We start from the raw sequence: 23,249 nt of genomic DNA, 5'->3' as shown, positions 1-23,249 counted from the left end.
ATCGATGTCCATCCCAGAACAACACCGAACAGCCACTTCGACGCCGCTGCGAATTGCGTGCATCGGGGGCGGTCCAGGTGGTCTTTTCACTGCAATCGCGCTGGCGCACAGCGCACCTGACGCCACCGTCGAGGTGTACGAACGAAACCACGAGAGCGACGTGTTCGGTTTCGGTGTCGTGTTCTCCGATGCCACTCTCGACAACATCGATCGAGTCGACCCCATCCTCCGGGACACGCTCGCCGATCACGGCCGCCACTGGGACAGCATCGAAGTCCACGCCAAAGGTGAGATCACCGCTGCTGGGGGCAACGGCATGTCCGCCGTGCATCGTCGGGTGTTGCTCGGTGCACTTCGGCACCGTGCTCTCGAATTGGGCGCGAAACTGCACTACTCGACCACCGCATCCGTGCAATCACTCGACGAGGACGGCGGGTACGACCTGATCGTCGCAGCCGACGGCACCAACTCCGCTTCACGAGACTCGTTCGCGGCGGACCTGGACCATTCGGTCGAGGAAGCGACCGTGAAGTTCATCTGGTTCGGCACGACATTCCAATTCGACGGACTCACCTTCCTGCACAAGCAGTCCGAGCATGGAAATTTCGCCGTGCACGCTTACCCGATCGGATCCGATCTGAGTACGTTCATCGTCGAGACGGACGAAGACACCTGGCGCAAAGCAGGTCTGGACGGGTTCGACATGTCGTCCCCTCCCGGCGAGTCGGATGCCGTCTCGCAGCGCTACCTCGAAGACCTGTTCGCCGATCGCATCGACGGTGCGAAACTGGTAGCGAACAACTCGCGGTGGGCGAACTTCAAAACGCGCCGCACCGGACGCTGGCACAGCCGCACCGAACGAGGAACGCCTGTGGTGTTCCTCGGCGACGCCATGCACACCGCCCACTTCTCGGTCGGGTCGGGGACGAAGATGGCCATGGAGGATGCAGCCGTTCTCGCGCAGACCGTCGCCGAACACGCCTCCGATCTCGAAGGGGCTCTGTCAGAGTTCGAGCAGATTCGGCGCCCCCAGGTGGCCAAGGTCCAGAATTCGTCGGTTCCCAGCCTCGCGTGGTGGGACCACTTCGGGGAGTACTACCGCGAACTGGAACCGTGGCAGTTCGGGTTCCATTTCTTCACGCGGTCCATCTCCGCCGAGAAGATACGAGTTCGAGACCCGCAGTTCGTCGAGGTTGCCGAACGCGCCTGGCACCAGCAGCACGGTGCCGCACCGCTCGAGACTCCTCTGAAAGTCGGGGCGGTCGCGCTCGACTCGCGGCTTCTGTCCGTCACCGCCGCCACGGCAGACTCCGTGACACTCACCGACGGCACGTCGATTCTTGTTGCGAACCAGGCTGCGCAGGAGGCCGAGCCGTTGTTCTCTGCACCTGATTCCGACCGCACTGCTCTGGACGACGCTTCTCTGTCGCGCCTCGATGACTTGTGTGAAACCGGGCCGGCGGCGGTGATCATCAGAGGGGGAACCGAGCTGTCGCGGGTACTGGCCTCGGAGTACGTACGGCTGCGACACCACGTCGCGGCAATCGTGATCGAGCAGGAATCGTCTGTTCGCTCCCGCCGCGCGGTCGACCGAAGAGATTGTGCAGCAACACTGGTGCTGTCCGGCCGCGCTGATGCGGTCGCTTTCGACAAGCTGGACGAACCCGAGAGCGGCGCTGCACCGTCGAGGTCGGAACTATGACAACGACACACGTTCCGCTGTCTGTCCCGGGCGTAGAAGATGCTACCGATTCCCTCTCTGCGCTGTTCAGTCCAACGTCGATTGCGGTGTTCGGTGCCTCGAGCGCACCCGAAAAGCTCGGCTCGGTGATGCTCGCCGCCATCGACAAAGGAAGCCGCGGCGCTGTCACCACGTACGGAATCAATCCACGCGGTACCGCCGAGGGATTCAGCACGTCGATCGCGAACGCAGTTCGATCCCACGGCACAGCAATAGATCTGGCGGTTCTGTGCATTCCTGCCGCTGCGACCCCCGCAGCGCTCCAGGAAGCGGCCGACGCGGGGGTGCGGGCAGCGTTGATCTGTTCCGGTGGCTTCGCCGAGGCGGGCGACGACGGCGTCGAGCTGCAACGCCGGCTACATGACATCACTTCCGAAACAGGCATTCGATTGCTCGGTCCCAACACGTCCGGGTTCTTCCGTCCCGGTCACTCCACGGTCAGTTTCGTCCCGACTGTCGAGCACATCGCCGCGGGTACGGTCGCCGTCGTCGCAGCGAGTGGGGGCATGAACCACGCGCTGTCGTTCCTGTTGTCCGAGAACGGCGTCGGTGTCGGCCTCGGTGTCGGTCTCGGAAACAGCGTGGACGTCACGAACGTCGACGTGCTGCGCTACCTCCAGCACGACGATGCGATCAGCGCGATCGCATTGCACGTCGAGTCCGTCGAAGACGGCCGCGCGCTGTTGTCGGCGGTCGCAGACGTGAGTGCAGTGAAGCCGGTGGTGGCCATCGTGGTGGGTCGAAGTGATGTCTCCGCGTTCTCGGAGTCTCACACGGGTGCGCTCGCCACGTCGTGGCGGACCACGCGCGCACTGCTCACCGAAGCGGGTGCGGTGGTCGTCGAGGACGAACACCACCTGGTGGATGCGCTTGCCGTTCTCGGCCGTACGCGCCTACCTGCCTCCGCATCTCCGGGCATAGCACTCGTCACCGCACAGGCCGGTCCCGGACTGATGGTTCTCGATGCGCTGTTGGCCGGCGGGGTACGTGTTCCGACGCTGTCCGATACCACGCAGCGTCGATTGTCCGATCTGTTGCCGCCGTTGACCTATCAGGCAAATCCCGTCGACACCGGCAGGCCCGCGGCCACCTTCGCAGACGTCCTCCGGGCGACGGCGGACGACCCAGAAGTCGACGCGCTGGCTGTGTACGCCCTTGCCGAACCCGACGCGATCGACCTCGCAGGCGCGGTCGGGACGTCCGCGGTGCACGAGCAGTTATCCGTCGTGCTCGGTATCGGGGGACCGAGAGAAGCAGTGTCCGCAGCGACCGCGTCTGCCGCTGTACTCGACCTGCCGGTGCTCTCGAGCCCCACATCGTTGGCCAACGGCACGCGAGCCCTCGTCGACGACGCAAAGCTCCGACACGGTCGAGCGCACACGGAGGATTTTCGTCCACCGGCCGGGCCACCCATCACGCTTCCTCTCGATGAGTCTGCGGGTAAGGACCTGTTGGACGCGTTGGGTATTCGGACACCCGACCGGCGTGTAGCGAAGACCAGAGCAGATGCGCACAGTGCGTTCGCCGAACTGGAGCATCCCGTTGCAGTCAAGATCCTCGACGCGTCGGTTCTGCACAAGACCGAAATCGGCGGAGTCCACCTGTTCGTTCGTACGACAGAGGAACTGGACACCGCACTGGACGCCCTCGATTCGATCGGGGCACCGGCGTACCTGCTCGAGACCATGGCCGGTTCCGGCATCGATCTCTTCCTCGGTGTGCGGAGAGACGCAGTGTTCGGGCCGATCGTCGTGGCAGGTTTGGGCGGAACCGCAGCAGAGGCGATCGGCGACGTCGCAATTCGCAGCGCCACGCTCACGTTGGCCGCCGCGACGACGATGCTCGATGACCTCCACACGTCCGCCTTGCTGCACGGATGGCGCGGCGGGCCGAGTCTCGACCGAAAGGAATTCGGCCGCGCAGCAGTTGCTTTGGCGGCCTACGTCTCGAATCACGACGAGATCGGCGATCTCGAGATAAACCCGCTGCGACTGACCTGGGACGGTCTGATCGCGCTCGACGCCGTCGTAGTCGGGGCCGCACACACTGCTATAGAAGGAGATCGGTGATGAGTACCCGGACCCCCGTCTCGATCGACGGTGTTGTGCCATGGCCTGCCGACGATGCTCGCCGTTATCGCGAAGCCGGGTATTGGAGCGGTCGGTCGTTGGGCTCGCACATCGTGGAGCAGGTCGAACTGCATCCAGACGCAGAGGCGCTGGTCGACGGCTCGATCAGGTTGACCTACCGCGAACTGTGGGACCGGTCGGCGTCGATGGGGCAAGCACTTCTGAATCTCGATGTCGAACCCGGTGACAGAATTGTTCTGCAGCTTCCCAATTCGTGGGAATTCGTCGCTCTCACCCTAGGGTGCTTCCGCATCGGTGCCGTACCGGTGATGGCGCTGCCTGCTCACCGACGACACGAGCTGACGCACCTGGCGGCACTCTCGGACGCGGTGGCCATAGTGGTCGCAGACACCGACAAGGACACCGATCTGAGGTCCACCGCCCAGGAGGTTGCGGCCGAGGTTCCGTCAGTGCGGGCGGTATTGGTACACGGTGATCTGAGCTCCGGGGAAAGTACGTCGACTCCTGAGTTCAGCCTGGCGGACGCCTCGACGACGATTCCCTCGTTTTCCGATGCCGAGTACGACCCCGCGGGCGAGGATGTCGCGTGTTTCCTGCTATCCGGTGGGACGACCGGGCTTCCCAAGCTGATCGTTCGGACGCACGACGACTACGCCTACAACATCATTCGCTGTAACGCGGTCTCCGAGATCACTTCGGAAACCGTGTATCTGGGTGCGCTGCCGAGTAGCCACAATTTCCCGTTGGCCTGTCCTGGAATTCTGGGCACCCTGTTCGCGGGTGGACGCACGGTGATGCTTCCGTCGGCGAGACCGGACAGGGCATTGCTGGCAATCGACAGCGAGTCGGTCACCGTGGCGACGGTGGTACCCGCGGTGGCCCAATCCTGGATCGAGTATCAGCGTGAGCATGGCACTTTGACCGGATCCAGCCTGAAGGTTCTCCAGGTCGGCGGTTCCCGGATGCCCGACGAGCTGGCGGCACGAGTGGAACCGGTCTTGGGCGCACGCCTTCAGCAGGTGTTCGGGATGGCAGAAGGCCTGATCAACATGACCCGATTGAACGACGACCTCGAGGTCATCACCAACACTCAAGGGCGGCCGGTCAGCGAGGCCGACGAGATCGCTGTCGTCGACGAGCTCGGAGAGCCTGTCGGCGACGGAACTCCCGGGGCGCTATTGACCCGCGGCCCGTACACCCCGCGCGGCTACTTCCGAGCGCCCGAGCACAACTCTCGTGCCTTCACTGCGGACGGGTGGTACGCCAGTGGCGACATCGTGATCCGCCGACCCGACGGGAACCTCGTCGTAGCAGGTCGCGACAAGGACATGATAAATCGCGGTGGCGAAAAGATCTCGGCCGAGGAAGTGGAGAACTTCGCCTACCAGGTCGACGGCGTCGAGATGGCTGCGGCCGTGGCCATGCCGGACCCGGTCCTGGGCGAGCGCCTGTGCCTGTACGTCTCCGTTGCCGCGGGTGCCCACGTGACTCTGGATGACGTTCTCGCGGTGATGAATTCCGCGGGTGTAGCTCGGTTCAAACTCCCCGAGAGGTTGGTGGTCGTGGATGCGATACCGACCACGAAAGTAGGCAAGTTGGACAAGAAGGCAATGCGTGAGGACATCCGCACACGACTCGACGCAGATCAGGAAGGCAACCGATGACCGACACCGAAGTGCATCCCGAAGACCCGGCACTCGAGCAGCTCTACCGTGACTTCGAGTCCGAGAATCTCATGCCGCTGTGGACTCAGCTCGGCGACCTGATGCCGATGTCACCGAAATCCAAAGCTGTTCCCTTCGTATGGAAGTGGTCGACGCTCTACCCGCTGGCACGGCGCGCAGGCGATCTCGTTGCCGTCGGTCGAGGTGGCGAGCGCCGTGCTATCGCGCTGGCCAACCCCGGCCTGGCGGGGGTTCCGTACATCACTCCCACGCTGTGGGCAGCGATCCAGTATCTCGGTCCCAAAGAGGTGGCACCGGAACATCGCCACGCGCAGAACGCGTTCCGCTTCGTCGTCGAGGGTGAAGGGGTGTGGACCGTGGTCAACGGCGACCCCGTCGCCATGCGGCGCGGCGACTTCCTGCTCACCCCGGGTTGGAACTTTCATGGGCACCATAACGAGACCGATCAGCCCATGGCCTGGATCGACGGACTCGACATTCCGTTCGTTCATTACACCGATACCGGCTTCTTCGAGTTCGGGTCCGAGAACGTCACCGACGATTCGACACCGGACATTTCTCGGTCCGAGCGTCTGTGGGCTCATCCGGGCCTGCGTCCGCTCGTCGGGCTCGACAGCAAATCCAGTTCGCCGATCGCCGCGTATCGGTGGGAGCACACCGATGCGGCGTTGAAGGCACAGTTGGACCTCGAGGACGAGGGGTTCGCGGCGACCACCGAACCGGGGCATGCCGCAGTTCGCTATACCAATCCCACCAACGGCGGTGACGTCATGCCGACGATCCGAGCCGAGTTCCACCGACTTCGTCAGGGTGCGCACACCCGACCCCGACGTGATGTCGGCTCGACGGTGTATCAGGTGTTCGAGGGGAGTGGACGGTTCGTTCTCGCCGGCGAACAGCGTTCGGTCTCGAAGGGCGACATGATCGTCGTCCCGTCATGGACGGAATGGTCCATCGAAGCCGACACACAGTTCGACCTTTTCGCGTTCTCGGACGCACCGATCGTCGAGAAGCTGCACTTTGCCCGCACAGTATTTTCCGAAGGAGCCTGATCACCCATGAAACTCGCTACTCTGCGCCGAAACGGCACCACTACCGCAGTGCGCGTCGACAGCGACGACTCTGCCACCGTCATCGACGGCTACCTCGATCTGTCCGCCCTTCTGGACGAAGGGAACTGGCGTGAACTGGCCGAGAATGCGCACGGGGAACAGCTCCGATTGGACGATGCGGATTACGCTCCCGTGGTTCCGCGTCCGGGCAAGATCATCTGCGTCGGGTTGAACTACGCGAACCACATCAAGGAAATGGGCCGCGAGCTCCCCGAGTATCCGACGCTCTTCGCCAAGTTCCGTGAAGCACTGACGGGCCCGTACGATGACGTCGTTGTCCCGAGTTATGCAGCAGCACAGCTGGATTGGGAAGGAGAGTTGGCCTTCGTCGTCGGCAAGCAGGCCTACCAAGTGGCCGAGGCCGATGCCGAGAAGTACATAGCCGGCTACTCGATCATGAACGACTACACGATGCGGGACTACCAGTACCGCACACTGCAGTGGGACCAAGGCAAGACGTTCGAGAAGACCAGCGGCTTCGGCCCCTTCCTCACCACGACGGATTCGTACACCTTCGGTGGAACGCTTCAGACGACGTTGGAGGGGAAAGTCATGCAGACGACCACCACCGACGACCTCGTGTTCACGCCCGCAAAGCTGGTCGAGTACATCTCGCACATCGTGACGTTGCAGCCGGGAGACGTCGTCATCACCGGAACCCCGGGAGGCGTCGGACATGCCCGCAAGCCTGGCGTCTACATCCAGGACGGGCAGACTGTCGAGGTGATCATCGACGGTCTCGGTTCGGTCCGCAACAAGACCATCGTCAAGTAAGGCGCGCTCGAGGTGACCTTTCACGACATGTCGCTCGTCGAGCGGCTTCTGATCGCCCGGCGTGGTACCTCGTACTTCGCGCAGCGGCTCTCCGAGCTCACCGATTCCGAGCTCGACGGCGAGACCCTGCTGGCGGGATGGACCAGACGCCACCTGGTCGCGCACGTCGGCTACAACGCTGCGGCGTTGTGCCGTCTGATGGACTGGGCGTCGTCAGGTGTGGAGACGCCGATGTACGAGTCGCCGGAGCAGCGCGGCCGTGAAATCGACGAGGGTGCAACGCTGTCGGCCGCAGCCATTCGAAACCTGTTCGACCACACGGTTGCTCGACTCGACGAGAAGTGGCGAACGGCGTCCGAGGCGGCGTGGGCGGCCGAGGTCAGAACGGCTCAGGGGCGCACGGTCCCAGCGTCGGAAACGATCTGGATGCGGACTCGCGAAGTGTGGATACACGCGGTGGATCTCGGCAACGGTGGGCGGTTCGCGGACTTTCCCGAGGTGGTGGACGAGGGCTTACTCAACGACATCGTCGGAATGTGGCGCAAGAAGGGGGAGGGAAGTGGATTGGTCCTGGCAGCGGACGGGCGCGAGCCGATCGCAGTGACCGACGGAGCGACTACCACTACCGTCCGCGGTCGACTCGAGGCAGTGACCAGGTGGGCGGCAGGACGCGGCGCAGTGGTTGTCGACATTGTCGGCGAACAGCACACACCGCCGAGATGGCTCTGACGGTTGTGTGGATCAACGCCTGAGCTCAACCGCCGGATCGGCCGGCTGCTGTCTCTGGTAGTCGCCACAAGACAGGCATAGCGAACACTGCGACCACGGTCAGCATGACCCCGGGTAGCAAAGTCCACCCGGTTGTGCTGATCAGGCTCTGGGACAGATACGGCGTGAAGCCGCCGAAGATGGTGGTGGCGACGGTGGCCACGGCCAAACCGCTGAGCCTTGATGGGACCGAGAATTGTTCGGGGGTTGCCGACGCTCCTACCGCGCCGACGCCTCCGGCGAGAAGAGCGAGGACCGCTGCTGCACTGAGAGCGACCCCGATGTTGTTCGATCCCAATGCAGCGAACATCCCGATCGGTAGAACGGCGCACAGTGCTGCCAGGAGTACGAGAACCGGCCGTCGGCCGGATCGATCGGCGAAGTAGCCGACGAACGGTGTGACGACGACGACTGCAAGGGATGCAGCGGTCGAGATCATCAAGGACGTGCCCTCGCTCAGGCCGTTGACCGTCGACAGATACGTCGGCAGGTAGCTGACACCGACGTAGTAGGTAATCGACGCCAGGGCCGAAATGACAAATGTCCGATATATCGCCGGACGCTGATGGCGCAGAGCGTCGGCAAGTGGGCGGCGGACGGTTTTACCGGAACGGCGGGCCGAGCCGAATTCAGGCGACTCCTTCATCGTCGACCTTGCACCGAGTGTGAGCAGTGCCAGGAGCGCTCCTACCAGGAACGGAATCCGCCAGCCCCAGGTGTCGAGAGCGGGTGTGGGCACGAGAACGGTGACCAATGCGGTTATTGCGACCGCCAGTAGCGCGCCTATCTCGCTTGCGGCCGCGGCAATCGAGGCGACCACTCCGCGTCGGCGAGGGTGTGCACTCTCCACGAGGTAGGTGATCACCCCGGTGTATTCGCCGCCCACCGACAGTGCCGTCACACATCGCACGAGCAAGAGCAGGGCCGCCGCCCACGCGCCTACCTGGTCGTATGTCGGCAGCAAGGCTGTGGCAAGCATTGCCACAGCCATCATCGCCATCGACAGAAGTAGGACTGGCCTCCGCCCGTATCGATCTCCCAGGTAGCCGAAACACAGAGCGCCGAGCGGACGCAGCACATACGAGATCGCGAAGACTGCAAGGACGGCCAGGACGGAATCGGATCCGCCGCCGAGCATGACTCTCGACAGAATGGCGGTCATGAAGAGGTAGAGAGTGAAGTCGTACCACTCGACGATCGTGGAGAGAGCTGCCACGACTATGGAAGTTCGTGGAACCGGTCTGACGTCTGCGTGGTGGTAGCCGGTGGTGTCGGATGTGCTTGGGTCCGGTGCGGACATGGGTTCGACCTGATTCGAGTCGGTGGATGTCGGTGAGATGCGGATAACCGCCGTCCGATAGTACCTCGTTTCGAGGTACCTACATCTGCAGTACTGCACCGACAGACGGACAGTTCAGGACTGCGGTGATGGATTGGGCGCCAATTCACTTCGTAGCCAATCGCGTTCAGCGCTGCTGGTCGCACGCGCAATCAACAGGACCCCGCGTCGATAGGGGTCCGCGACATCCTCGGCGTGCAACGTCCGGTCCCCCTCGTAGAAAAAACTTGCCGGCTGCTCGAGGAACTCCAGTCGACGACGCAGGACGACGTGTTGGTCAGCGGTATCGGGGAGTAGCGAGAGAAATGCCAGGACCACGACGAAGCGGGAAAAGTCCGTGATTTCATGCTGCGACGGCGTGCGTAACCGTTGCTCGGCCGCGCGTATGCCCGCGTCGGTGATTGTCAGAACGTACCGTGACGGGCCCGCGCCAGGCTCTTGGTTTCGGCTCAGCAGCCCATCTCGGTGTAGTCGCTTGATTGCTGGGTACAACGTCCCGTCGCTCACCGGGCGCGTGTGGCCGGTGAGTTGCACTACTCGTCGTTTCAATTCGTAACCGTGCAGGGGCCCCTCGAAGAGGAAGCCGAGAATCGCAAGTTCGAGCATGCGAGACAGTGTGACAGAACTACCACGATTCGTTGTGTATATCGAAACGAGGTAGCATGGGTTATGTTGGCCTATCGCTTGGACAGCTGTAGGACCGATGACTTTTCTCCACTACTTCCTATCTAAGGGCTCTCATGACTACCACTTTCGACCTCGAGAACACGGCACTCGTACTCGTGGATCTACAGAACGACAATGTCCACGCGGACGGCGCGTATGCCTCGTTCGGTGCTGCCGACCACGCACAGCACCAGAACCTCGAAGAGCACGTGCGCGAGCTGCTGGCCTTCGCTCGCGAGAAGTCCATCCCGGTGATCCACAATCACATCGTGTCTCTACCCGGCCGGCCGTTCGGCGGAAGCAACGCTCCGATCTTCAAGCTGATCGGACCGGACTCGCTCAAGCTCGGTTCGTGGGGCGCCCGAGCACTCGACGGTCTCGAAGCGCGTGAAGACGAGCCGGTCCTGATTCGCAACCGCATGAGCGCTTTCAACGGCACCATGCTGGACACACTGCTTCGCAACCTCGGAGTCGAGGATGTTCTCGTAGCGGGCGTCTGGACGAACATGGCCGTCGAGCACACTGTTCGGGACGCTGCCGACCATGGCTACCGTCCGATCCTCGTCACCGATGCGACCTCGAGCCTCAGCGAGGAATGGCAGCATGCGGCTGAAAGCTTCGCACTGACCAATATTTCGGAGTTCGCTACCACGGCAGAGGTTCTCGCGCAGACCACAACAGCATGATCGCCGCGTGGTACGACTCGCAGGGCCCGGCCCACGAGGTCCTCGCGGTCGGAACGCTGCCGACGCCCGAGCCGGGTCCGGGGGAGGTCCGAGTGCGGGTGGAGCTGTCTTCGGTGAATCCGGGTGATACCAAGAAGCGACGCGGATGGCTGGGGTCATCGATGACCTATCCGAGAGTCGTGCCACACAGTGACGGTGCTGGATTCGTCGACGCAGTCGGTTCAGGTGTCGAACAGTCGCGTGTGGGGGAGCGCGTCTGGGTGTTCGGTGCCCAGTCGTATCGCGCATTCGGAACAGCTGCGCAGTTCACCGTCGTGCCCGAGTGGCAGGCGGTTGCGCTGCCGGATTCCGTAGCGCCCGAAGTGGGCGCTTGCCTGGGAATTCCGGGGATCACCGCCCACCGCGCCGTGTTCGGCGACGGAAGTGTCGAGGGCAAGATTGTGGTAGTCCAGGGAGTACTGGGCGGCGTCGGATCATTGGCCGCTCGGCTCGCGCGGTGGAAGGGCGCGACGGTGATCGGAACGGTGCGCACCGCCGCGGACCTCGGACGGGCCCGGGCGTCAGGAACGGAATTCGCGGTCGCGCTGGACGATCCCGACGCAGCAACCCAGGTACGCGAATTCGCTGGAGGTGGAGTCGACCGCATCGTCGAAGTGTCGTTCTCGGACAACACCGACTTCGATGCGGCAGTCGCGAAGAACGACACCGTGATCGCCGTATACGGCACACGGGACGCGCGCCCGAGTCTTCCGTTCTGGCCGATGTTGTTCGACAACATCACCATTCGGCTGCTGGGTAGCGACGATTTCTCGCGGGAGGTGAAGATGACGGCCGCCCGCGACCTCACCGACGCCGCTTCCGTGGGAGCACTGTCCATCTCCGTCGACGACCCGCTGCCTCTCGACCGAATCGCCGACGCTCACGACCGAGTCGACGCGGGCACTCGGTCGAGAGTCGTCCTGCAGATTCCGGAGTGATCAACCACCGAGCTTGCGGGTGACCTCAGGTATGACTTTGTCGGCGATGTATTGAATTCGCGCGGAACCGGATTCGACGGACTCACCCGGAAGCTGAGCCCAGTAATGGAAATCGCGGATCTGGGGGAACTCGGTGGCCATGGTCACCAGTTCGTCGACCGCCATCGAGGCGTCCATGAGTTTGTAGGCACCGGCATCGAGTAGATGTTGAGGGCTCTCGAACGACGACGGCTGATCGGGGCCCTCGAACGAGCCCCATTCGATGTACTTGTTCATCTGGTAGAGCGCGTGTTCGCCGACCTCGGCCCACGTGCGTTCCGGATCGTCGGCCACCACAGTCCATTGGCTCGCGTAGATGCGGGCATCGTCCACGTTCTTCCCGTGCCGCTCGATCGACTGCTGGTAGTCCGTGAAGTGGGCGTTCTGCAGCGTGATGACGCCGTCTGCGAGACGTGCGGCGCGATCGATTCCCACCGGGGACTGTGCGCCGATCAGAATCCTCGGGGCCGTCTCGGGTAGCGGAGTCACCGGCAACGCAGGTACCGAGAATCGTTTGCCCTCGTAGGCCTCACCGGTGCCGGCCCAGGCATGCCGAATCACAGCAATTGCATCCTCGAGAAGACTGGGGCGCTGTTTGACCTTTCGCCCGAACGCCGCGAATTCCTTCTCGTGGTAGCCGAGGCCGAGACCCAGCTCGAAACGGTTGTCGGTGAGGAACGACAGAGCTGCCGCATCCTCGGCCAGACGCATCGGTTCGTGTAGTCCCGCCACGATGATGTTGGTACCGATGCGCATGGTCTTGGTCCGAGCACCGATCGCCGCGGCAACGACCAGGGGAGACGACGCATAATCGTCCTCGGCGAAGTGATGCTCGCTCAACCATGCCGACCCGAAGCCGAGTGATTCGGCCCAGACGACCTGGTCCACCGATTCTCGATAGAGAGAACCCAGTGGTTTTCGCCATTGTGCCGGATTGCGAAAGTCGTACCACAGACCGAAGGTCGGGACCTGGTACTGCGAAGCAGACGGGTTGAGCGAGTTCATCATTCCTCCACGTTGAGTAAGGCGAACATCAAACGAAAAGCATGCCGCCGTCGATGAGTGCGGACTGTCCTGTCATGTAGTTCGAGTCGGGTCCGGCCAAGTACGAGACGTACGCTGCGACGTCGTCGCCGGTCGAGACGCGGCCGAGGGTGATGCCGGCAGCCATTGCCTTCATCGACTCGCCTTTCCCGACTCCGTTGATGGCACCGAGGTCGCGGTCCACCTCGACCCACATGTTCGTATCCACGATGCCGGGGCAGTAGGCGTTGACGGTGATGCCGTGTTCCGCCCACTCCTGTGCTGCTGCCTGGGTCAGGGCGCGGACACCGAACTTGGTCGAGCTGTAGATGCCGAGCAACGCGAATCCCTTGTGGCCTGCGATGGACGACGCTCCGATGATCTTTCCGCCGTGCCCCTGCTTGATCATCTGACGCGCTGCTTCGGTGTAGCAGAGGAAGATTCCGCGGCCGTTGACCGCGTGGAGACGGTCGTACTCCTCCGGCGTCACGTCGAGAAGTGCCTTCGTCTGGGCGATCCCGGCGTTGGCGACCAGTATGTCGAGCGATCCCAGCTGTTCGGCGGTGTCGGTCATGAGCGCCCGCACCGAATCTGGATCGCTGACATCGCCGGTCAGCGCGACGGTCTTGACTCCGTGTGTGGCGACCTCGCTCCGAGTTTTCTCCAGCTCTTCCGACATCGAAGGCAGGTCGGACAGCGCGATGTCATGTCCGTCCGTTGCGAGGCGGAGCGCGATGGCCTTGCCTATTCCGCGCGCCGAGCCGGTGATGTGTGCGACGGTCATGATCGGTCTCCTGAATCGTGTTGTGTGAACGGTGAAGTGGTGGAGGTCAGGCAGTCGGATCGACGAGGAGCTTCATTTTGCGCCCAGCCCGCAGTTCCTCGAACCCGCCGTCGACGACGTCTCCGAGGGCGATCGTGTCGACCCACCCTGTGGTGTCGTAGTGCCCCTTGGCCATCAGGTCGATGACCGCGCGGTAGTCATCGCTGGTGTAGCAGATGGTCCCCTGAATGCGCCGCTCGCGAAGAACGAGGTTGATCAGGGGTGTCGAGAGAGGCTTGTCGTAGATCGCCACACTGATCAAGGGGCGACGCTCGCCGACGCATTCCAGTGCTGATTCGACTGCAGGAGCCACGCCGGCTGCGTCGAACGCAGCGTCGACGCCGTCTCCGTCGGTGCGATCGGCGATGAGGGCGGGAACGTCGACAGACATCGGATCGAGGGTGCGAGCCCCGAGAGCCTCGATGGACTTACGCCGCGTCTCCGACGGTTCGACAACGTCGATCTCGGTCAGTCCCATGCCACGCAACGCAAACCAGATGCCGATTCCGATCGGACCCGCGCCGTAGACGAGTGCTCGGCTCTGGTCGCCGACCTCGCCCAGTACCGCTGCGTGATACGCGACCGACATGGGCTCGACCAGCGCGCCCATCTCGACCGGAATGCTGTCCGGAAGCTTGTGAACCTGGTTGCGGGGAACGACGGTGTACTCGGCCATGCCGCCGTCGGCCATCAAACCGTGGAAGCCGATCGACTTGCAGAGGTTGTACTGGCCACTGCGGCACGGGCGGCATTCGCCGCACCGATAGATCGGTTCGATGGTGACTGCGTCGCCTTCGGCCACGTCGTCGACGCCGGCACCGACGGCAGTGACGATCCCCGAGAACTCGTGACCGAGAACCACCGGCATTGCCTTGTGGGTCAGTGGGTGCGGGTCGGATGGCGGGATGAAGATCGGACCGTCGTAGAACTCGTGTAAGTCGGTGCCGCAGATGCCGTTCCGAGACACGCGGATCTTGACCTGCCCCGGACCGGCTTCGGGCTCGGGGACGTCTTCGATTTCTACCTTGTGGTTGCCGTAGTAGACAGCTGCGCGCATGGTTGATCTCCTGAGGTGAAGTGGAACAGTCGGGGCGCGTCAGAGGGTGCGAACGAGCTTCTTGTTCGCGAATTCGTCGAGACCGAATCGACCGAGCTCGCGGCCTATTCCGGAGGTCTTGACTCCGCCGAACGGCATGTCGGGCGCGCTCTTGATGGTGGTGTTGATGCCGACCATGCCAACGTCGAGCCGATCTGCGACGTACGCAGCTTCGGTGTCGTCCGTGGTGAACACGGCACTGCCGAGGCCGAACGGGGAATCGTTGGCGAGATCGATTGCGGCGTCGGTCGAGTCGACCTTGTGCAGCACTGCAACAGGTCCGAAGAGTTCTTCCCGGTATGCCCGCATATCCGGGGTGACACCGGAAAGCACGGTCGCGGGGTAATACGCGCCGTCGCCATCGGGGACGGTTCCACCGAGGTGCACCGTGGCACCCTTCGAGACGGCGTCCGCGACCTGCTCTGCGATTTCGTCGCGTCCGCCGACGGACGACATCGGACCCAGTCGCGTAGCGGGGTCCGTCGGGTCACCCATCGACCACGACTGCGCCGCCGAAACGAACCCATCGAGGAACTCGTCCCACACCGAGGCGTCGACGATCATTCGCTTGGACGAGGTGCATGCTTGGCCTGCGTTGCCGAACCGACCGGGGACGGCCGCGGCGACAGCATCACCGAGGTCGGCACCGGCGAGCACGATGAACGGGTCCGAGCCGCCGAGTTCGAGTACCGCCTTCTTCATGTGCTTGCCGGCGAGCTGTCCGATGATGCTGCCCGCGCGTTCCGATCCGGTGAGCGATACGCCCTGAATTCGGGGGTCGGCGATGAGATCGGCGATCTGGTCGCTGGAGGCAAAAATGTTCCGGTACACACCCTCTGGGCTTCCTGCATCACGCAGCATCGCCTCGATGGCCAACGCCTGCTGCGGGCAGTTGCTGGCATGCTTGAGCAGAATCGTGTTGCCCAGCAACAGGTTCGGTGCTACGAATCGCGCAACCTGGTAATAGGGAAAATTCCATGGCATGACGCCGACGAGTGCTCCGATAGGTGCCGTACGCACCAGTGCCCGTCCGGAACCGGCAATGTCGAGCTCCTCGTCCGCGAGCAGGTCCTGACCCTTGGTCGCGTAGTACTCGAAGATCGACGCGGAGAGTTTCACTTCGCCGCGGGCCTGCGCGATCGGTTTGCCCATCTCGAGCGTCATCAACTCGGCGAGTTCGGTTTCGCGCTCGCGATGCAGATCGGCGACCCGGTGGAGAACCGAAGCGCGTTCGGCCACTTCGGTGGTCCGCCACGTTCGGTACGCGGCGTCGGCGGCGGAGAGCGATGCCATTACCTGCTCGTCCGACTCGGTCTCGAACTTCGCCACGATGGTGCCTGTAGTGGGATCGGTGCTTGCGTACTTGCTCATCGGCATCTCTTTCGTTGCAGGACGCCGGCCGGGCGACCGGTGTAAGTCACCCGGCCGGCGTGGTCGATGCAGTGTCCTCGAGTGAAGGGTCAGGCAGGCTCGAGCGCGTCCGATTGCGTCAGGAAGCTCGGGTAGCCGGATGCCTTTTCGTTGTCGAGGACCGAGCGGTATTCCTTGATGCCGCCGAGGTAGAACATGACCGTGCGCTTCTTGCCGGGGATGTTGGCACCGAAGATCCACGACGCAGCTTTCGGGAAGAGCGTCTGGTCGGCGATGTCGGCGCAGATGTCGGTCCATTCGGTCTCGATGTTCGGCTTCGCCTCGATCCAGCCCATGGAGTTCTTCTCGATGGCCCCGATCGTGTCGGAGATCCACTCGACCTGTGTCTCGATCGACGGCGGCAGGTTCGTGAACGGTCCGTTGGGGCCGAGGATCATGAACATGTTCGGGAAGCCGGTGGTGGCCATTCCCAGGTAACTGGTCGGCCCGTCCTGCCAGTGCTCTTTCAGGCTTTCGTTGTTGCGCCCGCGGATGTCGACCTTGACGTAATTGCCGTCGACAGCGTCGAAGCCAGTGGCACAGATCAACACGTCCAGCTTGTGGAGCACGCCGTCCTCGGTAACAATGCCGTCGGCCGTCAGCTCGCGGATGGGGTTCTCGCCCACGTGTACGAGAGAGACGTTGTCTCGGTTGAACGTCTCGTACAGTCCCGAATCGCACAGGGGCCTGCGAGCGTAGAGATCTGTGGGCGTCAATTTGCGGCGGGTCTCCGGATCCTTGACGATCTCTGCGATCTTGCCCCGAATGAACTTCGCCGCTTCCTCGTTCGCTTCTGGATTGGTAGCGATGTCGCAGAACGTCTCGAACATGAAGCGGAAGCCACCGCCCTCATCCCATGTCCGCTGAAAGATCTGCCGGCGCTCCTCGTCGGTAACGCTGAAAGTCTCGACCTCACTTTCGACGAATCCCATTGCAACACTGGAGTTGCGGACCTGGTCCCAGTTGGCCTCGAAGTTCTCCTTCTGGCGGGCCAACTCTTCGTTGGACAGCACCCGGTTGCCGGCGGGAACGCTGTACTGAGGGGTTCGCTGGAACGAGGTGAGATGTCCGGCGATCGGTGCGACAGCTGTGATCACCTGACCGCCTGTCGATCCGTTGCCGATGACACCGACGCGCTTGCCCGTCAGATCCAGATCCTCGGGCCACGCACCGGTGTGCACCAACCGGCCCTCGAAGTTGTCGATACCGGGGAAGTTCGGCACGTTCGTCGCCGAGAGCAGTCCGAGGCCGTTGACGAGGTACTTGGCCTTGTAAGTGACTCCGCGGTCGGTGGTGACGGTCCAGATGCCGGCGGCCTCGTCGAAGCGGGCCGCGGTCATGGTGGTCTCGAGCGCGACGTCTTCGCGCAGCGAGTAGCGGTCGACGACGCCGTTGAGGTACTCCAAGATCTGGGGCTGACGGACGAACTTGGTGTTCCAAGTGGTCTGATCGTACAGGTCGCGGTCGAACGAGTACTGGTAGACGAAGCTCTCCGAATCCGACAGGGCACCCGGGTACTTGTTCCAGAACCAGGTGCCGCCGACACCGGAAGCCTTGTCGATCGCGATGGCGGTCAGGTCGAGTTCACGCCGTAGCTTGTAAAGCATGTAGATCCCGCCGAAGCCGCATCCGACGACAAGCGCGTCGATCTCACGGATCTGATCGGGTTCGTGTGACGCCATGTGATTGCTCCTCCGGTCTCGCGACCTATGTGGTGTAGTTCACTTCCTCTGGTCACAATGGTGAGGTGGGGCACAGGTGTCTGGTGTGTGCCAATCTGGAACACCCGGATGTGAGGGCGTTGAACTGCAGTTATGCCCGTGTAGTAGTAATGGCGTGATGATTGTTGCGAACTGTGAGTGGTCAGGTTGCGGATGGACAACTGGTTAGAGGGCGAGAACCTATGAGCGATGCGGTGCGCGAGGCAAAGCGGCATCTGATGCGCGCTGGTTTGCTGTCCGGTGCTCCCGACGAGGGGGTTGTTCCGGACCTGATCCTGCGGAGCTGGCGTCGCTCGATCGGCAACAGCGCCGACAGCCTGATGCCGTCGCAGAAGTTCGACGAGATCGATACCGACTCGATTCTGCGCCGCGCGGCAGATCCGGTACTCGACCGCTGGCAGGACCAGCTCGTGGACACCGGCACGACGTTGTTCCTCAGTGACCGGGCGGGCAGCATCGTGGCCAGGCGCGCAAGCGATCGGGGATTGCAGCGAAAACTGGATCGGGTGAATGCGGCCGAGGGGTTCGACTATTCGGAAGACTCGATCGGGACCAACGGTCTCGGTACGTCGATGGTCGAAGGACGAGCGGTGTATATCGAAGGTAGCCAACACTTCAACGAGTCGCTCTCCGTACTGGCGTGCGCGGCCGTTCCGGTCTACACGCCGTCGGGTCTGGTGATCGGATCGGTGTCGCTCGGGGGACCGTTGGCCATTGCGAGTTCGCTGATGGTCACCCTTACCAAGGAAATCGGTCAGCAGATCGAAGAACGACTGAAGGCGGCTGCACGACCGCAGGACCTCGCGTTGGCAATGTCGTTCATGCGCTACTCCAACTCTCGTCGTCCCACGGTCATCATGGACCGAGAGACGCTGCTGGCGAATACACCCGGATTGCCTTATGTGAGCGTCGATTCGCACGTAGTTCTCTGGGATCGCCTCAGCGCACACAATTGGGCGCTCGCGAACACAGCTCGCTGGGATATCGACGCAGGCGCGGTGGCGGTGACGGCTCGTCGAGTCGTCGAGGGAGCCCGCGACTACTACGTGCTGCACTTCGCTCCCGTTCCTCGTGACGAGGTTTCGACGGCCGGCCCCATCGGTCCGCGCACGCACGTCGACACTGCTTCCCGGGAGGCAGTCAAGGCAGCCGTGACGGTGATCGACGGTCCGCGTGGATCCGGTCGTGCATCTCGTGCACTCGATGTGCGTGCAGGTCGGGGAGAAGGTCGAGAACTCGAGGTCGTCATTCTGTCCACGGACACCGCAACGCCCTGGTCCGCTGTAGCGGACCTCCTCGACGGTGGCCGAGACGTCCTGATACGAAGACTGGAGGCGGTGCAGGATCACGAAGCCGGTCCGGTCGCAACGCTGGTGCAGGATCACCGCGAGGCTGTTGCCGCAGGTAGGCGAAATCAGCTGTTGATCACTACCTGTGCCGAAGCATCCTCGCCGGAAGTCGCTGCACTGGTGAAGCATTGGGGCATCGACGCCAGGACGGAAGCCCTCTCCGACTCACCGGATCGCATCCCGGGGCTCGTCCGCAGCATTCTCGATCAGGTGGACACAACGCGGCGGCATTCGATGTCCCCGACAGCCCTGCAGTCGTTGATGCAATGGGATTGGCCCGGCAATATCGCAGAATTGACGGCGACCGTGACCACACTGGCTTCGAGCGTGACGGCGTCGGTGATCGAGCGCCACCACCTTCCTGAGCACCTGCAACGGGCTCCCGCACGTCGAAAGATGACGATGATGGAATCGGCGGAGCGCGATGCCATCGTCGAGGCATTGGACCGCGCCGGTGGGAACAAGTCGGTGGCGGCAGAGCTACTCGGGATCGGCCGGACCACCCTCTACCGTCGTTTACGTCAGCTCGGCCTGGACGACGGTGAGGCCTCACTGTAGGTGCCGCTCACGAGTCGCCCTCGTCGAGAGCGACAACCTTGTCCAGTACCACGCGCAGCGCGGGATTGGTGTTGTCTCGGCGCCACGCAGCTCGCATATCTACATCTGCTGTGGTGTCGTCCAAAGGGACGAACACGACGTGCGGATCGGTGACGTTGCTGGCGACCGAAGCAAGGGTCAGGTGGCACCCCACCTCTGCGGATACCAGAGCGAGGGCGGTCTGGGTGTCGGGAGCGATCTGAACGACGTCGGGGACGAAACCCTGCGCGTCGGCCAATCGGCGTAGTCGATCGGGGAGTACCGATCCTTCGTGCAATGGCAACGACACGAAGTGTTCCTGTGCCAGCTGTTCGATCCCGATGTGACGTGCATCAGCCAGGGGATGTGTGTCGGCGAACGCCACAACGAGGTGGTCGGGGATCACGACCTGGGACTCGACAGTGGACGGAATGACGTCCCATCTACCGAGCGCGATGTCGGTGTCCCCGCCGAGAAGCCTCTTCATGGCCGGCTGGGCGAAGTTCTGGCTCGAGAGTTCGAGCTCGATACCCGGGTGCTGTGACCGAACGAGCCGAGCCAGTCTCGCGACCATGCGGTGCGTCGATACACCCGCGAACGCAATCCGAACGAGTCCGGTCTCGCCGCCATCGGCCGATACGACGGCGTTCTCAGCGGTGCGCATCGCTTCGAGCACTGCCCGGGCGGGATCTATCAAGGCCTGACCGCTGGCAGTCAGTTTCACCGAGCGCGTGTTTCGGTCGAACAGGGTGGCGCCGAGGTGCTTCTCGAGCTGCTTGATCGTACGACTCAACGGCGGCTGTGCGACATGCAGACGCGCGGCCGCACGTCCGAAGTGGAGCTCCTCGGCCACGGCGAGAAACGCACGAAGCTGTTCGACGTCCACTCAGCCTCCTTTGTTGCAGAAATTGTCAAAACAGAAGTACCAATTAAGTATTGGACTGATGGTAATGCAGTAGCCGATAGTTGTCCCATGGATACGCTGAACCCCGATGTACCGGATGACGTCTTCGCGGACGTGTTGAAGCAGATCTCCCACTTCGTGCGGTCGCGTGTCGTGCCGCGTGAACTCGAGATCATGAACACCGATGCGATTCCGGATGATCTGCGGAAACAGTCCGCCGAGATGGGACTGTTCGGCTACGCGATCCCGCAGGAGTGGGGTGGGCTGGGCCTGAACCTGATCCAGGACGTCGAGTTCGCGATGGAACTCGGCTACACCTCGTTGTCGCTGCGATCGATGTTCGGCACCAACAACGGGATCGCCGGGCAGGTGCTGGTCGGATTCGGTACCGAGGAGCAGAAGGCGAAATGGTTGCCGGGCATGGCAACCGGCGACATCGTCGCCTCGTTTGCGCTGACCGAGGACGGGGCAGGGTCGAATCCGGCAGGCTTGAAGACGACGGCGACGGTCGACGGCAGCGGGTGGGTCATCAACGGCAGCAAGCGATACATCACCAACGCGCCGATTGCGAACATGTTCGTCGTCTTCGCCAAACTGGACCCGAAACCGCAGAGCGGCAACGGCATCGCGGTATTCCTGGTTCCTGCCGACACCGCCGGGATCGAGGTGGGCGTGAAGGACGCGAAGATGGGCCAACAGGGGTCCGGCACCGCTGATGTGACGTTCACCGACGTGCGGATCGAGGCCGACGCCTTGGTCGGCGGCAATGGCGATATCGGGTACAAGGCGGCGATGACGTCTCTGGCGCGGGGACGGGTGCACATTGCCGCGCTGGCCGTCGGTCAGGCGCAGCGCGCGCTGGACGAGTCGGTGTCCTATGCCGCGGCGTCCACGCAGGGCGGAGAACCGATCGGAAACTTCCAGCTGGTGCAGGCCATGCTCGCCGATCAGCAGGTCGGTGTCATGGCAGGCCGGGCGATGGTCCGTGAGGCTGCGCGGGCATGGGTGCAGGAGACCGATCGACGTATCGCTCCGTCCGCGGTGAAGCTGTTCTGCACCGAGATGGTCGGCAAGGTCGCCGATCTCGCCGTCCAGATCCACGGCGGTGCCGGATACATGCGAGAGGTCCCCGTCGAACGCATCTACCGGGACGTGCGACTGCTCCGGTTGTACGAGGGCACCAGCGAGATCCAACGATTGATCGTCGGCGGCGGCCTGATCCGAGCCGAACAGAAACGCAACTCGTGAACGCACCACTCGAAGGCTTCACCGTTGTCGCTATAGAGCAGGCCGTCGCAGCACCGCTCGCCACCCGAAATCTCGCCGACCTGGGTGCTCGTGTCATCAAGGTCGAACGCACCGACGGCGGAGACCTGGCGCGGGGTTACGACCATGCCGTCCACGGCACCGGAGCTCACTTCGTGTGGCTCAACCGTGGCAAGGAATCACTTGCGGTAGATCTGAAGTCGGTGCAGGGACGCCAGATCGTTCGAGGACTCATCGACCGAGCCGACGTGTTCGTGCAGAACCTTGCCCCTGGTGCGGCACAGCGTCTCGGCTTCGGTGCCGACGAATTGCGCTCGGCGAAACCGCAACTGGTAGTGGTGAACATGTCCGGGTTCGGCAGAGGTGGTCCCATGCAGGACCGGAAATCCTACGACATGCTGATCCAGGCCGAATCGGGGTTGATTTCCATCACCGGAACTCCGGACGAGCCGGCCAAGACCGGAATACCCACCGCCGATATTGCGACCGGAATGTATTGCGCACAATCGGTTCTCGCGGCGTTGCTGCGGCGCGGACGAACCGGCGAAGGCGCGACCATCGACGTTTCCATGCTCGATTCGACCGTGGAGTGGATGGGCCACGCGATGTACACGCAGATGTACACCGGTGTGCAACCTCAGCGCATGGGAGTGAGCCACAGTTCGATCGCGCCGTACGACGCCTATCCGACGCTCGACGGTCAAATCCTGATCGGTGTGCAGAACGACCGTGGCTGGCGAACGCTCGTCTCGGACGTACTGGGCATCCCCGAGTTGGCGGACGACCTACGTTTCGCGACAAACGTTCTGCGCGTGCAGAACCGTACCGAATGCGACGCTGTCGTCGCCGCCCGCACATCGCTCTTCACGACAGTCGACCTGGACGCGAAACTGGCGTCGGCCGGTATCCCTGCGGCCCAGGTCAAACAGATGGATCAGGTCGTTGCCCATCCTCAACTCGTCGAACGTGACCGTTGGCGCACGGTCGGCACCGAACACGCCACAGCACAGGCGCTGCTGCCTCCGGCTACGTTCGCCGATCACGAAGCTCCGATGGGCGATGTTCCAGCACTAGGTCAACACACCCGCGCACTGCTGATCGAATCCGGTCGCGGCCCCGACGAAGCGGACGGCATTCTGCGCCAAGGTATTGCAGTGCAGAACGCAGCCTTCGATGCGGACTTCGCCCGATGACCGTCGACACC

General features: G+C 63.0%; 19 protein-coding genes. 11 read left to right on the top strand and 8 right to left on the bottom strand.

Annotated features, from left to right (window positions below):
- Nucleotides 1–4: 4 nt before the first annotated feature.
- The 6 genes from R4P57_RS12605 to R4P57_RS12580 are packed head-to-tail and all read left to right on the top strand — an operon-like array spanning nucleotide 5 to nucleotide 8,131.
- A complete protein-coding gene (locus R4P57_RS12605; RefSeq protein WP_317803173.1) occupies nucleotides 5–1,702 on the top strand; it encodes an FAD-dependent monooxygenase in 1,698 nt (565 codons plus the stop codon).
- Entirely contained in the window at nucleotides 1,699–3,810 is a 2,112-nt protein-coding gene (locus R4P57_RS12600; RefSeq protein WP_317803172.1) for an acetate--CoA ligase family protein, read from the top strand. Before R4P57_RS12605 ends, R4P57_RS12600 begins: the two co-directional genes overlap by 4 nt.
- Nucleotides 3,810–5,495: a (2,3-dihydroxybenzoyl)adenylate synthase gene (locus tag R4P57_RS12595; protein ID WP_317803171.1), complete on the top strand. Its 1,686-nt coding sequence runs from the start codon at nucleotides 3,810–3,812 to the stop codon at nucleotides 5,493–5,495. Before R4P57_RS12600 ends, R4P57_RS12595 begins: the two co-directional genes overlap by 1 nt.
- Complete coding sequence (locus tag R4P57_RS12590) at nucleotides 5,492–6,568, top strand: cupin domain-containing protein (RefSeq protein WP_317803170.1); 1,077 nt, start codon at nucleotides 5,492–5,494, stop codon at nucleotides 6,566–6,568. The genes R4P57_RS12595 and R4P57_RS12590 overlap by 4 nt, the downstream gene beginning before the upstream one ends.
- A 6-nt stretch (nucleotides 6,569–6,574) precedes the next feature.
- Nucleotides 6,575–7,402, top strand: coding sequence for a fumarylacetoacetate hydrolase family protein (locus R4P57_RS12585; protein ID WP_317803169.1), 828 nt, complete (start codon nucleotides 6,575–6,577; stop codon nucleotides 7,400–7,402).
- Nucleotides 7,403–7,414: 12 nt separating this feature from the next.
- On the top strand, nucleotides 7,415–8,131 hold the full coding sequence (locus R4P57_RS12580) for a maleylpyruvate isomerase family mycothiol-dependent enzyme (RefSeq protein WP_317803168.1): 717 nt from the start codon (nucleotides 7,415–7,417) through the stop codon (nucleotides 8,129–8,131).
- 25 nt (nucleotides 8,132–8,156) lie between these two features.
- On the opposite strand, the gene R4P57_RS12575 is transcribed toward R4P57_RS12580, so the two are convergent.
- Together R4P57_RS12575 and R4P57_RS12570 are read right to left on the bottom strand one after the other, a co-directional pair.
- On the bottom strand, nucleotides 8,157–9,470 hold the full coding sequence (locus R4P57_RS12575; protein WP_317803167.1) for an MFS transporter: 1,314 nt from the start codon (nucleotides 9,468–9,470) through the stop codon (nucleotides 8,157–8,159).
- Between the two features lie 114 nt (nucleotides 9,471–9,584).
- On the bottom strand, nucleotides 9,585–10,115 hold the full coding sequence (locus R4P57_RS12570; RefSeq protein ID WP_317803166.1) for a PadR family transcriptional regulator: 531 nt from the start codon (nucleotides 10,113–10,115) through the stop codon (nucleotides 9,585–9,587).
- A 134-nt stretch (nucleotides 10,116–10,249) separates the two neighbouring features.
- Here R4P57_RS12570 and R4P57_RS12565 point away from each other — a divergent pair, with 134 nt between their 5' ends.
- Complete coding sequence (locus tag R4P57_RS12565; protein WP_317803165.1) at nucleotides 10,250–10,861, top strand: isochorismatase family cysteine hydrolase; 612 nt, start codon at nucleotides 10,250–10,252, stop codon at nucleotides 10,859–10,861.
- Entirely contained in the window at nucleotides 10,858–11,838 is a 981-nt protein-coding gene (locus R4P57_RS12560) for an NADPH:quinone reductase (RefSeq protein WP_317803164.1), read from the top strand. The genes R4P57_RS12565 and R4P57_RS12560 overlap by 4 nt, the downstream gene beginning before the upstream one ends.
- Here R4P57_RS12560 and R4P57_RS12555 read toward each other — a convergent pair whose 3' ends face one another.
- The 5 genes from R4P57_RS12555 to R4P57_RS12535 form a co-directional block, all read right to left on the bottom strand.
- Entirely contained in the window at nucleotides 11,839–12,882 is a 1,044-nt protein-coding gene (locus R4P57_RS12555; protein WP_317803163.1) for an LLM class flavin-dependent oxidoreductase, read from the bottom strand.
- Nucleotides 12,883–12,910: 28 nt separating this feature from the next.
- Nucleotides 12,911–13,684: an SDR family oxidoreductase gene (locus R4P57_RS12550; protein ID WP_317803162.1), complete on the bottom strand. Its 774-nt coding sequence runs from the start codon at nucleotides 13,682–13,684 to the stop codon at nucleotides 12,911–12,913.
- A 46-nt stretch (nucleotides 13,685–13,730) separates the two neighbouring features.
- Entirely contained in the window at nucleotides 13,731–14,780 is a 1,050-nt protein-coding gene (locus tag R4P57_RS12545) for a 2,3-butanediol dehydrogenase (protein ID WP_317803161.1), read from the bottom strand.
- 39 nt (nucleotides 14,781–14,819) lie between these two features.
- A complete protein-coding gene (locus R4P57_RS12540; protein WP_317803160.1) occupies nucleotides 14,820–16,190 on the bottom strand; it encodes an NAD-dependent succinate-semialdehyde dehydrogenase in 1,371 nt (456 codons plus the stop codon).
- Between the two features lie 89 nt (nucleotides 16,191–16,279).
- Nucleotides 16,280–17,911, bottom strand: coding sequence for an NAD(P)/FAD-dependent oxidoreductase (locus tag R4P57_RS12535; protein WP_317803159.1), 1,632 nt, complete (start codon nucleotides 17,909–17,911; stop codon nucleotides 16,280–16,282).
- A gap of 221 nt (nucleotides 17,912–18,132) precedes the next feature.
- Here R4P57_RS12535 and R4P57_RS12530 point away from each other — a divergent pair, with 221 nt between their 5' ends.
- A complete protein-coding gene (locus R4P57_RS12530) occupies nucleotides 18,133–19,857 on the top strand; it encodes a sigma-54-dependent Fis family transcriptional regulator (protein WP_317803158.1) in 1,725 nt (574 codons plus the stop codon).
- A gap of 7 nt (nucleotides 19,858–19,864) precedes the next feature.
- Here the strand turns inward: R4P57_RS12530 and R4P57_RS12525 are convergent, their stop codons facing one another.
- On the bottom strand, nucleotides 19,865–20,761 hold the full coding sequence (locus tag R4P57_RS12525) for a LysR family transcriptional regulator (protein ID WP_317803157.1): 897 nt from the start codon (nucleotides 20,759–20,761) through the stop codon (nucleotides 19,865–19,867).
- An 87-nt stretch (nucleotides 20,762–20,848) separates the two neighbouring features.
- Here R4P57_RS12525 and R4P57_RS12520 point away from each other — a divergent pair, with 87 nt between their 5' ends.
- A complete protein-coding gene (locus R4P57_RS12520; protein WP_317803156.1) occupies nucleotides 20,849–22,027 on the top strand; it encodes an acyl-CoA dehydrogenase family protein in 1,179 nt (392 codons plus the stop codon).
- The gene (locus R4P57_RS12515; RefSeq protein WP_317803155.1) at nucleotides 22,024–23,238 is read left to right on the top strand and encodes a CaiB/BaiF CoA-transferase family protein; all 1,215 of its coding nucleotides are present in this window, start codon (nucleotides 22,024–22,026) and stop codon (nucleotides 23,236–23,238) included. The genes R4P57_RS12520 and R4P57_RS12515 overlap by 4 nt, the downstream gene beginning before the upstream one ends.
- Nucleotides 23,239–23,249 lie beyond the last annotated feature (11 nt).

This window comes from Rhodococcus sp. IEGM 1330, assembly GCF_033142445.1.
Taxonomy (GTDB): domain Bacteria; phylum Actinomycetota; class Actinomycetes; order Mycobacteriales; family Mycobacteriaceae; genus Rhodococcoides.
The sequence above is the reverse complement of the archived record's forward strand: the minus strand, read 5'-3'. Positions and strand labels throughout refer to the sequence as shown.

What these genes read in the sequence shown, in the direction of transcription:
- R4P57_RS12605 (WP_317803173.1), top strand. Translation starts at nt 5, where the DNA reads ATGTCCATCCCAGAACAACACCGAACAGCCACTTCGACGCCGCTGCGA.
- R4P57_RS12600 (WP_317803172.1), top strand. Translation starts at nt 1,699, where the DNA reads ATGACAACGACACACGTTCCGCTGTCTGTCCCGGGCGTAGAAGATGCT.
- R4P57_RS12595 (WP_317803171.1), top strand. Translation starts at nt 3,810, where the DNA reads ATGAGTACCCGGACCCCCGTCTCGATCGACGGTGTTGTGCCATGGCCT.
- R4P57_RS12590 (WP_317803170.1), top strand. Translation starts at nt 5,492, where the DNA reads ATGACCGACACCGAAGTGCATCCCGAAGACCCGGCACTCGAGCAGCTC.
- R4P57_RS12585 (WP_317803169.1), top strand. Translation starts at nt 6,575, where the DNA reads ATGAAACTCGCTACTCTGCGCCGAAACGGCACCACTACCGCAGTGCGC.
- R4P57_RS12575 (WP_317803167.1), bottom strand. Translation starts at nt 9,470, where the DNA reads ATGTCCGCACCGGACCCAAGCACATCCGACACCACCGGCTACCACCAC.
- R4P57_RS12570 (WP_317803166.1), bottom strand. Translation starts at nt 10,115, where the DNA reads ATGCTCGAACTTGCGATTCTCGGCTTCCTCTTCGAGGGGCCCCTGCAC.
- R4P57_RS12565 (WP_317803165.1), top strand. Translation starts at nt 10,250, where the DNA reads ATGACTACCACTTTCGACCTCGAGAACACGGCACTCGTACTCGTGGAT.
- R4P57_RS12560 (WP_317803164.1), top strand. Translation starts at nt 10,858, where the DNA reads ATGATCGCCGCGTGGTACGACTCGCAGGGCCCGGCCCACGAGGTCCTC.
- R4P57_RS12555 (WP_317803163.1), bottom strand. Translation starts at nt 12,882, where the DNA reads ATGAACTCGCTCAACCCGTCTGCTTCGCAGTACCAGGTCCCGACCTTC.
- R4P57_RS12550 (WP_317803162.1), bottom strand. Translation starts at nt 13,684, where the DNA reads ATGACCGTCGCACACATCACCGGCTCGGCGCGCGGAATAGGCAAGGCC.
- R4P57_RS12545 (WP_317803161.1), bottom strand. Translation starts at nt 14,780, where the DNA reads ATGCGCGCAGCTGTCTACTACGGCAACCACAAGGTAGAAATCGAAGAC.
- R4P57_RS12540 (WP_317803160.1), bottom strand. Translation starts at nt 16,190, where the DNA reads ATGAGCAAGTACGCAAGCACCGATCCCACTACAGGCACCATCGTGGCG.
- R4P57_RS12535 (WP_317803159.1), bottom strand. Translation starts at nt 17,911, where the DNA reads ATGGCGTCACACGAACCCGATCAGATCCGTGAGATCGACGCGCTTGTC.
- R4P57_RS12530 (WP_317803158.1), top strand. Translation starts at nt 18,133, where the DNA reads ATGAGCGATGCGGTGCGCGAGGCAAAGCGGCATCTGATGCGCGCTGGT.
- R4P57_RS12520 (WP_317803156.1), top strand. Translation starts at nt 20,849, where the DNA reads ATGGATACGCTGAACCCCGATGTACCGGATGACGTCTTCGCGGACGTG.